General features: G+C 70.5%; 11 protein-coding genes and 2 tRNA genes. 5 read left to right on the top strand and 8 right to left on the bottom strand.

What is annotated here, in order from left to right; all coding sequences use genetic code 11:
* Positions 1 to 22: 22 nt before the first annotated feature.
* Entirely contained in the window at positions 23 to 2,758 is a 2,736-nt protein-coding gene (locus DMB66_RS12385; protein ID WP_125804202.1) for an AAA family ATPase, read from the bottom strand.
* 237 nt (positions 2,759 to 2,995) lie between these two features.
* Here DMB66_RS12385 and DMB66_RS12380 point away from each other — a divergent pair, with 237 nt between their 5' ends.
* Complete coding sequence (locus DMB66_RS12380) at positions 2,996 to 4,273, top strand: MFS transporter (protein ID WP_158647217.1); 1,278 nt, start codon at positions 2,996 to 2,998, stop codon at positions 4,271 to 4,273.
* 190 nt (positions 4,274 to 4,463) lie between these two features.
* On the opposite strand, the gene DMB66_RS12375 is transcribed toward DMB66_RS12380, so the two are convergent.
* Together DMB66_RS12375 and DMB66_RS12370 are read right to left on the bottom strand one after the other, a co-directional pair.
* Entirely contained in the window at positions 4,464 to 5,456 is a 993-nt protein-coding gene (locus DMB66_RS12375; RefSeq protein ID WP_125804200.1) for an alpha/beta hydrolase, read from the bottom strand.
* A gap of 163 nt (positions 5,457 to 5,619) precedes the next feature.
* Positions 5,620 to 6,429 carry an alpha/beta fold hydrolase gene (locus DMB66_RS12370; RefSeq protein WP_125804199.1) on the bottom strand — a complete coding sequence of 270 codons (810 nt, stop codon included), beginning with the start codon at positions 6,427 to 6,429 and terminating at the stop codon, positions 5,620 to 5,622.
* A gap of 399 nt (positions 6,430 to 6,828) precedes the next feature.
* On the opposite strand from DMB66_RS12370, the gene DMB66_RS12365 reads away from it, so the two are divergent.
* The 3 genes from DMB66_RS12365 (at position 6,829) to DMB66_RS12355 (ending at position 9,161) form a co-directional block, all read left to right on the top strand.
* Positions 6,829 to 7,101 carry a hypothetical protein gene (locus DMB66_RS12365; RefSeq protein WP_233624500.1) on the top strand — a complete coding sequence of 91 codons (273 nt, stop codon included), beginning with the start codon at positions 6,829 to 6,831 and terminating at the stop codon, positions 7,099 to 7,101.
* Positions 7,102 to 7,529: 428 nt separating this feature from the next.
* Positions 7,530 to 7,877 carry a YciI family protein gene (locus tag DMB66_RS12360; protein ID WP_125804197.1) on the top strand — a complete coding sequence of 116 codons (348 nt, stop codon included), beginning with the start codon at positions 7,530 to 7,532 and terminating at the stop codon, positions 7,875 to 7,877.
* A gap of 15 nt (positions 7,878 to 7,892) precedes the next feature.
* Positions 7,893 to 9,161, top strand: a complete 1,269-nt coding sequence (locus DMB66_RS12355) for an RNA polymerase sigma factor (RefSeq protein ID WP_125804196.1) — start codon at positions 7,893 to 7,895, stop codon at positions 9,159 to 9,161.
* A gap of 241 nt (positions 9,162 to 9,402) precedes the next feature.
* On the opposite strand, the gene DMB66_RS12350 is transcribed toward DMB66_RS12355, so the two are convergent.
* From DMB66_RS12350 to DMB66_RS12330, 5 genes are all read right to left on the bottom strand, one after another.
* The gene (locus tag DMB66_RS12350; RefSeq protein ID WP_125804195.1) at positions 9,403 to 9,951 is read right to left on the bottom strand and encodes a PIN domain-containing protein; all 549 of its coding nucleotides are present in this window, start codon (positions 9,949 to 9,951) and stop codon (positions 9,403 to 9,405) included.
* 12 nt (positions 9,952 to 9,963) lie between these two features.
* A complete protein-coding gene (locus tag DMB66_RS12345; RefSeq protein ID WP_233624499.1) occupies positions 9,964 to 10,275 on the bottom strand; it encodes a helix-turn-helix domain-containing protein in 312 nt (103 codons plus the stop codon).
* 263 nt (positions 10,276 to 10,538) lie between these two features.
* Positions 10,539 to 10,612: transfer RNA gene (locus DMB66_RS12340), tRNA-Ile, on the bottom strand.
* A 110-nt stretch (positions 10,613 to 10,722) separates the two neighbouring features.
* Complete coding sequence (locus DMB66_RS12335; RefSeq protein WP_125804193.1) at positions 10,723 to 11,994, bottom strand: NAD(P)/FAD-dependent oxidoreductase; 1,272 nt, start codon at positions 11,992 to 11,994, stop codon at positions 10,723 to 10,725.
* A 125-nt stretch (positions 11,995 to 12,119) separates the two neighbouring features.
* Positions 12,120 to 12,192: transfer RNA gene (locus DMB66_RS12330), tRNA-Asn, on the bottom strand.
* Between the two features lie 209 nt (positions 12,193 to 12,401).
* Between DMB66_RS12330 and DMB66_RS12325 the strand changes: the two genes are divergently transcribed.
* The gene (locus DMB66_RS12325) at positions 12,402 to 12,716 is read left to right on the top strand and encodes a hypothetical protein (RefSeq protein ID WP_125804192.1); all 315 of its coding nucleotides are present in this window, start codon (positions 12,402 to 12,404) and stop codon (positions 12,714 to 12,716) included.
* The last annotated feature ends 15 nt before the right edge of the window (positions 12,717 to 12,731 follow it).

Here is a 12,731-nt window from a genome sequence, read left to right as displayed (position 1 = left end):
GCCGAGCACGTACGTACGCGCGCTAACCACCGGGCGCGGGGTGGAGGACCGCGCCGAGGTCGGAGCGGGAGGAGACGCCCAGCTTGGGGAAGATCCGATGGAGATGCGTGCTCACCGTGCGGTGCGACAGATAGAGCCGCTGACCGATCTCACGGTTCGTCAGGCCCTCCGCCGCCAGCCGGGCGATCTGCAGCTCCTGCGCCGTCAGCCGGTCGTGGGCATCCGGGTTGCGGCGCGGGCTCCCCTCACCGGTCGCGCGCAGTTCGTGCCGGGCCCGCTGGCTCAACGGGTGGACACCGAGGGCGTCGAACGTCTCGCGGGCCGCGCGCAACTGAGGGCGGGACTCCGACGTCCGGCGCTGCCGGCGCAACCACTCGCCGAAGGCGAGCTGCACCCGTGCACGATGGAACGGCCACCCGGCGAAATCCGCACCCAGCGCCACCAGAAACAAGTCCTCGGCATCCTCGTCGCGGGCCAGGACGGCCCGCGCGTAGCGCAATCCCATGGCCAGCGCCGGCGAGGACGTCGAGCGGGCCACCTGTTCCAGGTCACGGATGATGTCGGACACGGCGTGCACCTGCCCGCTGCGAACCGCCGCCTCGGCGAGTTCCGGGACCGCGTAGCAGCGCAACGCGATCTGGAACGCGGAGTCGGCGGGATCGTGCATGCGCCGGAGGTGGTCGAAGGCGTCGGCGAACCGTCCCTCGCCGAGCGCGATCAGTCCCTTGGCGCCCTGCACGGTTGCCAGGACAGGGCGGGCACGCACCGCCACGCTCAGCTGCTCCGCCTCGGCGGCGAGGTCACCGGCCGGGCCGTACTCGCCGCGGAGGGCGGCTATCTCGGCCTGCGTGGCACAGATGAGGGCGTGGAGGAACGGCTGGTCGGTCTCCCGGGCGAGCCGGCTCGCTTCCTCGGCCGCCGGGGCGGCCACGGAGAGGTCTCCGAGCCGTACGGAGCTCCATGCCTGGGCGGCGAGGGCCCGCGCGAGCAACCCGAGCCTGCCCTGCTCGCGAAGCCCGGTCAGGGAGGCCGCGGAGAGTTTCGCCGCGATGTCGAACGCACCGACCAGCAGCGCGGCGGTACCCAGGAAGCGTTCGTTCCGCGGTCCGTCGACCGGCCGGCCCACCAGGTCGACAAGTCCGTTGACGACCTTGGCGCCGCGTTCGATCGGAGCCGCGTAGGCCAGGATCGCCAGCAGCCGGGCGTCGCGGTTGTCGGGGAGCAGGCCTTCCGCCGCGGCGACGATGTGCTCGCGGGCCTGAGCGCCGGGCTCGGACCAGAAGCACCGCAAGGCAGCGCTCCAGAGGATGCGAACGGCCAGGTCGGCATCGCCGTCGGAGGCGACGGACTCGGCAAGCCGCGCCAGATCCTGCGCGCCCGCCGCGTCGTCGCGCATTCCGTCGTCGAAGCCACCGCGGATCCAGGCGACCCTGGCACGGTCCTGTGGGGAGAGGCCCAGCAGCGTCGCCTCGTGCAGAACCCGGAGCACGACGTCCCGCCGGCCTGATTCAACGGCCAGGTCGGCGGCCCTCAGCAGCCGTTCCGCCCGCCGTGCCGGAACCGCGCTGAGCCGGGCCGCCTGTTCGAGCGCGGCCACCGCGGTCGACACCCCACCGCGGCGTTGCGCGCTGTTGGCGAGAGTGTCCAGTTCGGCGGCGACGCTCTCATCTGTTCCCCAGGTGGCCGCCGCCCGATGCCAGGCTCGCCGATCCGGCCGGGCGCCGAGGACCTGGGCGAGCGCGCCGTGCACCCGCTGACGGTCGATCGCATTGGTGGCCTGGGCGATCGCCGAGCGCATCAGTGGATGACGGAACGTGATGGTGTGTGCGCCCAGCTCGATCAGTCTGGCGTCGACCGCGGGGATCAGCGCCGCCATCCCGACCGCGGCACCGAGGATCACCGCGGCGGCCTCCAGGGTCTCGGCCACCGAGGCACTGTCGTTGAGCGCGGCGATCGGCAGGATCGCCCGGGTGCTGCCTGGCAGCTGCGCGACCCGATCGGTGAACGCCCGTTCGAGCCGCTCGGTCAGCGGCAGCGACTCGGACGGGAAGGCCCCGCTCGGCACCGCCACGGCCTTGGGCAGCTCGGTCAGGGCGAGCGGAATCCCGGCCGCCTCGGTCAGCAGTCGCTGGCGCAGGGCCTGGTCGAGGTGGGGAGCAACCAGGTCGAGCAGCGTCGCCGAGTCTCGCTCCGACAGCCGGGTCACCGCCATCGACGGCAGCGCCGCGGCACTCAAGCGGGACGGGATGCCGTCCCGGACCGCTGCGATCAGCGCGATCGGCTCGGAGTCCAGCCGGCGGGCGACGAAGGCCAGCACCTCCGCACTGGCCCGGTCCAGCCAGTGTGCGTCTTCGGCGACGATCAGGACGGGCGTCTGCGCGGCAGTCTCGGCGAGGACGTTCAGGACGGCGAGACCCACCAGGTAGACATCCGGCACGGCCTGGTCGGTCATGCCCATCGCCCCTTGCAGGGCCTCGCGCTGAAGTGCCGGCAAGGCCAGGAGACCCGCCCGGACCGGATGCACGATCTGGTGCAAGCCGGCGAACGGAAGGTGTTCCTCGGTCTCTGCCCCGACTGCGGTGAGCACCCGGAGGCCCTCGGCCACGGCGAGCGCCGCGGCCTCGGTCAGCAGGGCCGATTTCCCCACGCCCGCCTCGCCGTGCAGGACCAGCGCGCCGCCCTGACCGGGAATCCGCCGGATCAGATCGGTCAGGCGACGGCTCTCCGGTGCACGCCCGATCAGAGCCCCGTCTGCCATGGTGATCCCCTGCTCAGCCGCAACCGCTCACGCAACATGAAACGTCACGGATTTCTCGGTGCACATTAACGGAACCCTCCCCCACGACGCAGTCGCGACAACGGACCGTGACCAATTTCGCGGTACGGCCGCACCCCCGGTGCCGGCCGTACCCGGGAACTTGCTTCAAGATCATCTACGCGGGAGGCTCGTCCTCATGCCAGGCTGTGGGGGGCCAGCGAGTTGACGGGGTACACCGTGAGCAAGGCAGCAAGAGTCACCGATCACACGGACTCACCGCGGCAGCGGACGCTCGTACTGGTGCTCTGTGGCGCCGTCCTCGCGCTCGAGGGCTACGACATCGTCGTCTTCGGGGCCGCGGTGCCCGTGCTGGTGCGGACATCCGGCTGGGACCTGAGCCGGGCCGATGTCGGCGTGTTGGGATCTGTCGCCCTGGTAGGGATGCTGCTCGGCGCGCTGACCGCGGGTTTCTGGGCCGACCGTCGCGGCCGCCGCCCGGTGCTGCTGACCGGGCTGGTGATGGTCAGTGCCGGGATGCTGCTCTGCGGCGCGGCGCCGACGGCCGCGGTCTTCGGCGCGGGGCGTCTGGTGGTCGGGCTCGGCGCCGGGGTGTTGCTGCCGACTGCGGCGGCGCTCGTCTCCGAATACGCCCCGACTCAGCACCGCAACCTCTACCAGGGTCTGGCCTTCAGCGGCATCGGCTACGGCGGTTTGTGCAGCGCGCTGGCCGCCCTGACCCTCGGCGGGCAGGGGTTCCGTGGCCTGTTCCTTCTCGGTGCGCTCCCGGCCGTCGTACTCCTCCCGGCGCTGCTGCGCTGGTTGCCGGAGTCTGCCGACTACCTGGCGACCCGCCGCGACCGCACCGCGCACCGGAAGTCCCCGCCGGATTCGTGGCGACTGTTGTTCGCCCGCGACCACGCCGCAACGACAGTGGCGTTCCTGACGGTGACCTTCCTGAGCCTGCTCGTCCTCTTCGGCGCCTATACCTGGTTGCCCGTGCTGATGACCCGTGCCGGTTACTCTCTCGGCACGTCCCTGGGCTTCCTGGTCGTGCTGAACCTCGGCGTGATCGTCGGCTCCGCGACGTCGCCCAGGCTCGCCGACCGCTTCGGTGCCCGGCCGGCCATTCTGCTGTCCTACACCGCCGGGGCCGTTGCCTTGGTCCTGCTCGCCCAGGCACCCCCGGTGCCGGTCGGCTACGGCCTGACGGCCCTCGTCGGCGCCGGCCTGGTCACCGCCCAGTTCCTGGTGAACGCCCTGATCGCGGCCTCATATCCGACGCTGCTGCGCGGTAAGGCCCTCGGTCTGGCGCTGGGTATCGGACGCTTCGGCGGCGTCCTCGGCCCGCTGTACGGCGGCTGGCTGCTGACCGACGGCTTCGCTGCCCAGGCCGGCTTCTACGGCTTCGCCGTCCCCGGCCTGCTGGCCGGTCTGCTGGCCGGTCTCGCCCCGCGAGGAAAGGCCGTGGCTGCCGGCCAGGGCGGTCGACGCCCGGGCCGGCAACCGACCACTTAGGCCTGCCGACCCCACCGGGTTCAGGCCGGGATTCACCGGGTTCTCGATGCCCCCCGCCCGGCGGCGAAGCGACCCACCGGCAGTTCGGCGAGGATCGGCCGGGCACCGGGCGCCGCGGGATCAGAACGAGGCCGCGAAGCTACCCGGCGGCAGCTCGGCGAGGATCCGGCCGGGCACCGGGCGCGGCGGATCAGAGTGAGGCCGCGAAGCGCTGCCGTGTGCCGACGTACAGGACGGAGTGCAGGAAACCGCAAGCCTGAGCGATCGCGGCCTTGGCGGCACAGGTGTCGCGCAGCGCGTTGAGCATGACGAAGTCGTGAACCGTGCCGCCATAGCGGACAGCCGTGGTCGGCACGCCGGCGGCCCGCAGATTGGCCGCGTACGCCTCGCCCTCGTCGCGCAGCACGTCCGCCTCCGCGGTGATGACGAGAGCCGGCGGCAGGCCCTCCAGTTGCGACGCGGTCGCGCGCAGCGGTGACGCGGTGACCTGCCCGCGCTGCGACTCGTCGGTGGTGTACTGGTCCCAGAACCACTTCATGGCCTCGCGGGTGAGGAAATAACCCTCGGCGAACTGGTGGTACGAGGCGGTGTCGAACGCGGCATCGGTAACCGGATAGAACAGCACCTGGCCGACGAACGACGTATCGCCGCGGAACTTGGCCAGCATCGTCACCGCGGCGGCCATGTTGCCGCCGACCGAGTCGCCGGCGACCGCCATGTAGCCGGCGTCGAGCCGGTGCGTGGCCCCGTTCAGAGTGATCCACTTCGCGACGGCGTACGCCTGGTTCATCGCTACCGGGTAGTGGGCTTCCGGTGACCGGTCGTACTCCGGGAACACGACTGCGGCGTGGGTACCGACGGCCAGGTCCCGGACGAGACGGTCGTGGGTGTTCGCGTCCCCGAAAACCCAGCCGGCGCCGTGGATATAGAGGATCACCGGGAGCCGGCCGGTGGCGCCGGCCGGGCGCACGATCCGGATCCGTACGTCCCCGGCGGTCCCGCCGTCGATCGTCAGCCACTCGTCGTCCACCGCCGGCATGTCGATCTCACCGCTCTGCGCCTCGGCCACGGCCTTGCGGCCCTCGTCCGGCGGGAGCTGGTAGAGGTAGGGCGGGTCGGCGGTGGCCTCCACGAACGCCTGTGCGGCAGGTTCCAGGGCCAGGTTGTGCGGGTTGGCGGGCATAGTCGTTCTCCTCATCGTGCGGGAAGTCATCAGCGCGTCACGGTCACCGGAACGCCGGCCCGGCGGAATTCGCGGCGTAGGCCTCGCCTCGTCGCGCACCACGTCGGCTGCCGCGGTGACGACCGGGGTCGTCGGCGGGTCGGGCGACCCCGTCCGGATCAGGTCAGCGAGCCGTCGCCGCCCGGACGATGAGGTCCGCCACCGGCCCGGGGTGCGAGACACCGACCGCGTGTGACGCCTTCGCGATCTCCACGGTCCCGCGCGAGCCGGCCCGAGCGGCCATCCACCGCTGCGCCCGGACCGGGATGTTGAGGTCCGCCCCGGCCAGCAGGAACCAGGACGGCGTGCCGGCCCAGGCAGGCACACCCGAGACCTCGCCGAGGGCCGCGTCGCGAATCGGCCGCTGAGTGACCGCCATCAGGGTCGCCTCGTCCTTGGCGACGTCGGCCGCGAACTGCCGCCGGAACAGGTCCGGCCGGATGTAGAGGTCCGAGCTCCCGTCACCGAGCGCCAGCGGCGCGAGCGTTCCGCCGAGCGTGCTGCCCGGGAACTTGCCGGACAGCTCAAGGGCGCTCTCGCCGGCGGCGGGAGCGAAGGCCGCGACGTAGACCAGGGCCTTGACGTCGGCGTCACCCCGGGCGGCGTTGGTGATCACCGCGCCACCGTACGAGTGACCGACGAGCACCACCGGTCCCGCCACCGAGTCGACGACCGTTCGTAGGTAGTCGGCGTCCGAGCTCAGGCCACGCAGCGGGTTGGCGGGGGCGACGACCTGGTACCCACGCCGTTGGAGCCGTTCGATGACGCCTTTCCAGCTGGCCGACTCGGCGAACGCACCGTGCACCAGCACGATCGTCGGCTTCGGCTTGCTCCGGGCGCCGCCGAGGGCCGCGTGTGCGCCGGCCACCGACACACCGCCCGCCACGGCGAGGGTCACCATCAGAGCGAGTGCCTTGGAGACACGAATTCGCATGTGGACTCTTCTCCAGTGATTGTCGTAGTGCTTGCTGCCGCTGAAAGGAGGCGCGAAGCGCCTCGTTGACCTCGGCGGCGTCGATCGGGTCCATGAGGGTTCTCCCTCAACGTGCTTCGGATGCCGACGACCGGGTCGCCCGACCCACACCAAGTGGTGAGAACCGTAAGAGCGACGACTTCCCGCCCACTAGCGTCATCTGACGGTCAGTGGCTACGTAGGATCGGCGGCCATGACGTAATAACCACCGCCGTAAGGACGCTTGGTGGGCACCTCGGGGTCGTCCGGGTGCCCCGTCCGGACGATTAGCTTCCGGGCCGGGCGACGGACATCCACGTTGAAAGGAACCGTGAGAAAAAGAGCGAAGGCGCCGTAGCAATCTATAACCTCGGGTAGAGGTTGATCTCCGACCACGGCCAGATTCGCCGGGCTGCCCGAGCCGCCAGAATTTATCGCATGTCGAAATCCGAAACACGTGGCCACTGGTGGATCACCTATATCGCGGTTCCCATTGCGGTCCACTCGGTTCTCTACGGACTCGTCCGGACCGAGCAGTTCGCCGGCGGCCCGCTGGAGCACTCCTACGTACGCATCGGCATCAGCGTCGTCGCGGTCGTGATCGTCGGCGCGTTGATGTCGCTGCGCCGCGCCTCGTCCGCACGCGCGACCTGAGCGGAACCGCCGGGCGACAATGGCGCCGAGCCCAGGGTCGTCGAAGCCTTCCCCGACGAAGCGCGTGGTGCCGATGACCAGGACGCCGTCGCCGGCTTTGGCCTCGGCGAGCCGACCCACTCGGCCCGGGCGGTCGCTGAGAGCGGAGGAAGGCGGGGAAAGCCACGGCCGCCAGCCCTCACCTGGTCCGATACCTGCCGGCGCGCGCGGTGGCGTCGCGCTTCGGCGGCGAAGCCAGGTTTGACCGGTACGGCGTTCGGCACCGCCGGAAGAGGCGGCCTGATGGCGCCGGCTTCTGGCCGGACGGGTCCTGCGGCCGGTGCCTGTCCGGTAGAAAAATCTCGCAGGAGCTGTCGATAACGCCGTTCCCGATCGTCGTCACGGTGGAAGCGGCCAATCGGCAGCCACCCCGACCTAGGGAGACCACCATGCGTTACCTGTTGCTGATCTACAGCGAGGAATCGACCGCCGCGCCCGACCCGGCCGAGGCCGAGAAGGTGATGAACGAGTACTGGGCATACAGCAACGCGATCAACGAGGCCAAGGCCAGCACGGGCGGGGAGGCTCTGCAGGACAGCAAGACGGCCACCACCGTACGGATCAAGGACGGCGAGCGAGTGGTCACCGACGGACCGTTCGCCGAGACCCGGGAGGTCCTGGGCGGCTACTACCTGATCGACGTGCCTGATCTGGACGCGGCGATCGACTGGGCGGCGAAATGCCCGGGCGCGAAGTACGGGTCGGTCGAAGTGCGGCCGATCATGGAGTTCTCCTGATATCGGAGGTCACCGATGGGTACGGCGGCCGACTCGGTCGAAGCGGTCTTCCGCGAAGAGTGGGGGCGACTGCTGGCCGCGCTCGTCCGTACCCTCGGTGACCTCGATTTGGCCGAGGAGGTCGCCTCGGACGCCGTCGCCGCTGCGTTGCAGCGGTGGCCGCGCGACGGGGTGCCCAACCGCCCGGCGGCGTGGCTGCTGACCACGGCCCGCCACCGGGCGGTCGACCTGTTGCGCCGCGACAAGGTGCTGGCGGCGAAGCTGGCCCTGCTGCAGGTCGAGGCCGACCGGTATGTGCCGCCACCGCCGGAGCCAGAGCAGGGCTGGGCCGACCCGGACGACGAGCCGGACGAGCGACTGCACCTCTTCTTCACCTGCTGCCACCCGGCGCTGGCGGTAGAGGCGCAGACCGCGCTGACCTTGAACTGCCTCGGTGGCCTCACCACGCCGGAGGTCGCCCGCGCATTCCTCACTCCGAACGCCACAATGGCCCAACGACTCGTACGCGCGAAGCGCAAGATCCGCGAGGCGCGAATCCCGTTCCGTGTGCCCCGGAACCACGAGCTGCCGGTACGGCTACCGGCGGTGCTTCGGGTGATCTATCTGATCTTCACCGAGGGGTACGCCGCGACCAGCGGCCCCGCTCTGATGCGCCCCGAACTGGCCGACGAAGCGGTGCGGCTGGCCCGGATCCTGCACCGCCTCATGCCCCGGCAACGGGAAGTATCCGGCCTGCTCGCCCTCATGCTGCTCATCGACGCCCGCCGCGACGCGCGGGTGGACGTCCGCGGCGACCTGGTGCTGCTCGACGACCAGGACCGCTCCCGATGGGACGCCGGAAAGATCGAGGAAGGGCGCCGGCTCGTGATCAACGCGCTGACCGGTGGCCAACCCGGCCCGTACGCGTTACAGGCCGCCATCGCGGCCGTGCACGACGAGGCGGCGACCGTCGCGACCACCGACTGGCCGCAGATCGTCGCCCTGTACGACGTCCTCCGCACGGTGGCGCCTTCGCCGCTGGTCGAGCTCAACCGGGCGGTGGCGGTCGCCATGGTCGACGGACCCGCCGCCGGGCTCGCACTGCTGGAGGCCCTGACGGCTGACCGGCGGCTGGCCGGATATCACCTGCTTCCCGCGGCCCGCGGCGATCTGCTTCGCCGGCTGGGCCGGACAGCGGAGGCCGCGGACGCGTACCGGCAGGCGCTCGATCTCGCCGGCAACGGACCGGAGCGGGCATTCCTGCACCGCCGGCTGCGCGAAACCGCCACGCCCAGCGCCGATTGAGGAGGGCGGGCGGGCGCCGACGGCCGCGACCAGCCCGCGGAGCCCGACCACCGCACCGTGGGGTATCCGGGGGTCGCCCCCGGAGCCAGCATGGGTGGCCGGACGCGTCGCTGCGCGAACCGCATATCACTGTCGCCGGTGATCCACTGCCGGAGCATTTGACCAGGTCACGGGCGGCTGACGCTGGCCCTCGCGGTCAGCGAGGCCCGGCATGACGCCCGGCCGCATCGGTGACACGATGTCACAAATGCCGGCGAACCTCGGCCGCGAACCGCGGCACGCCGCCACGCTCGAGCAGCACGAGAACGCCGGGCACGGTAGTTGGCTCACGCTTGTAGGAAGCTGCCTGCTGGCGCAGGACCTCCACCGTCACACCGGGATAGAGATCGAGTTGGTCCAGCAGGAAGTCATCCGGATGGATCGCGCTGATATCGAACGGCTTGAGTGCCGGGTCAGGAAAATCAGCAAGGTTGAAGGTGACCACGACCTCGGCATTCGCCCGGACTGCGGCGGCAAGTACGTGCCGGTCCTTCGGGTCGTTGGTCATCCCGCCGACGAGCGATTCGTAACCGGTCACGGCAGCGTCCGGGAACGATCGGCTCATCTGCGCGATCCGCCGATCGACCCGGTCGGGACCGAGACCCCGCTCGATCAGATTACGGCGAAGCTCAGCGAGGACATCAGCGGACCACAACGGACGGAACGCCTCGGCCTCGGCGAGTCGCAGCAGGGTGTCGCAGAGGTAAGCCGGGTAGAGGACGCAGGTGTCGAGGAAGGCGGGGAAGGCCACGGACGCCGGCCCTCACCTGGTCCGTCTCGGCGTGGATGTGGCCTCGTAGAGCCCGTCTTCCTCGGCGTCGGCGGTCATCTGGTCCAGTACCTGCCGACGCTCCTGGCGGGTCCGCTCCCGATAGTCGAGGACGTCACGCAGCAGCACCCGCCGGTGCCGGCCGCGCATGGTGTGTGCGATCTCGCCGTCGGTCAGCAGCCGGACCAGGGTCGGTCGGGAAACATTGAGCAGGTCAGCGGCTTCCTGGGTGGTCAGCATCGTGTTGTGTGGGGCGATGGTGATGGCCAGCCCTTCAGACAGTGCCACCACCACGTCACGCAGCACGCCGTACAACTCGACAGGGATGTCAATCTGCGAGCCGTCAGGGCCGACAAGCCTCGCCTGAGCCGGAGCTGTGACCCGGGCCAAACCGCGAGCAAGCCGGACCATGTCCGACGGATCATCGGGCGGCAGAACGGTCCGTTCACGAAGTGTGCTGGCCATGACCCCAGCATACCGATATTCGAAAAAAACGAAAGGCTTGCGCCGTCGCAGGACACCAGGCGAAGCCCACGCGACCTCGCTCGGTTCGCGCGGCGACGCACTTGTGGGGCGGGCGGGACTCGAACCCGCGACCGAGGGATTATGAGTCCCCTGCTCTAACCCACTGAGCTACCGCCCCGTACCGGCGGCGATCCTATCCCGGCAGTTCAACTCCGAGCTACCGATCTTCGCCGTCGCCATGGTAACGGCTACTTTTCCGCCCCAGCACCGCCGGAAGGCGCAGAACCGTCAGATCGGCTGCGACGAGACCCTGGCGCCCAACGATGCCAGGACCGCGCCGGCCGTGCGCCAGCCGCTGGCCAGCGCCCCCTGGATCGACGGGCTGTCGCGGTGGTCGCCCGCCACGAACAAGCCTTCCCCCAGCGCCACCGGTTTGCGCAGCCTGGCCTGTGGGACGTTCGCCGCCGGGAGCGCGTGGGGCAGGGATATCACGTTCAGCAGCTCCCAGTCGTCGGTCGGGACGCCGTACATCCGGGCCAGTTCCACCCGGATCACCGCCTCCGAGGCTCCGGACGGGGCCGAGACGCCCACCGAGGACGCCGCGATCAGGGATTTGCCCGCCGGGGCGTATTCCGGGGCCGCGTTGGACATCACGACGGTGTTGGCCACGATCTCGCGGCGGTCGCCGTCCAGCAGCAGGGTCGGTTCGTCGAGCGGTGCCTGGTCGGCACCGAAGTAGTACGTGGTCAGGCCGCGCATGTCCGGTGCCGGGAGGCGGGGCAGCAGGGTCGCCGCCGTTGCCGGGTCCGTCGCCACGATCAGCGCGCGGCAGTGGATCTCGCCGCCGTCCGTCACCACCAGGCCCGGGCCGACCGACAGGGTCCGGGCGCCGACCAGCAGCTGCGGGTACGGCAGCGGGCCCGCCACCGCCGCCGGCAGGGTGGCCATGCCTCCCGCAGGGACTCCGATCCGGCCCCGGGCGAACGAGCGCAGCACCATCGCCAGCACGTGGCTGGACGTGTCGAGGGCGCGGTCGGCGAAGACCCCGGACAGGAACGGCCGCAGCACCTCCTCGATCATCTGGTGCGAGAGGCCCGCTCGGCGCAGCGCCTCCTGGGTTGTCACCTCCGGGGCGTCCAGCAGCCGGGCCGGCGGGTACGTCGCGTAGCGGGTCGCCAGCGCCGCGAACCTGAGCCGGTCGGCCAGCGAGCCCACCCCGGAGGTCAGCGTCTTGGTCGTCGAGCGCGGGTCGCGCAGCGGATTTTCCAGGCGGTGCAGCCGGGAGCCGCGGCGGACGAGCACGCCCGGGGTGAAATAGCGCATGTCCAGGGCGTCGATGTCGACCAGCGCGGGCACCCGCGGATATGCCGTGTTGAGCACCTGGAAGCCCCGGTCGAGCCGCCAGCCGTCCACCACGTCGGTGGCCACCCGGCCGCCGATCCGGTCTGTCGCCTCCACCAGCAGCCAGTTCACCCCGGCGCGGTCCAGGCGCCGGGCAGCGGCTAGTCCCGCGAGTCCGCCGCCGACGATGACGACGTCCACCGATACGGGCTGCGACACGGGCACACCTCACTGGAGGACAAACAACGCAGACCTCAGCTTAACGGCGGACCGGACCGGGGGCAGGAGAAAGAAGAAGCGCGCCCGGCGGGTGCCGGACGCGCGATGTGGAGCTGGAGCGTGAGCTCCCCCGATTGGACTCGAACCAATAACCTGCCGGTTAACAGCCGGCTGCTCTGCCAATTGAGCTACAGGGGATCGAACTGCCACCTCAACCCCCCGCTCTCGCGGTGTGTCGTGGCGACCGAAACGACAATACATGACTGCGGCCCTCAGGCGTAAACGGGTGACCCCGGCACGCCGGGCGGAGCGCTACGGGATGAAACACCGGCCGGGGGCATGACTGCGGGGCAGGATGGGTATGCAGTTGTCAGACGCACGAGCGTCACCGAACGGAAGGAGCCGCCATGCGCGGAAAGCTCATGTTCATCACGGGTCTCGCGGCGGGCTTCGTCCTGGGCAGCCGTGCCGGCCGGGAGAAGTACGAGGAGATCACGGCCAACGCCAAGAAGGTGTGGGAGCACCCGACGGTCCAGGAGGCCGCCGGCGTCGCCCAGGCGCAGGCCAACAAGCTCTACACCGAGGGCAAGGACAAGCTCAACCAGTCCAAGCTCGGCGAGAAGCTGCAGTCGGCCAGCACCACCAGCACCTCCGACAGCACCCTCACGAGCAGCAGCGCCGGGACGCCGTCGTCGTCCAACGGCACCGGTACGACCTACTGACGTACCGCCGCTCAA

The organism is Actinoplanes sp. ATCC 53533 (genome assembly GCF_003947245.1).
Note: the sequence above shows the minus strand (reverse complement) of the source record. Positions and strands in the feature narration are given on the sequence as shown.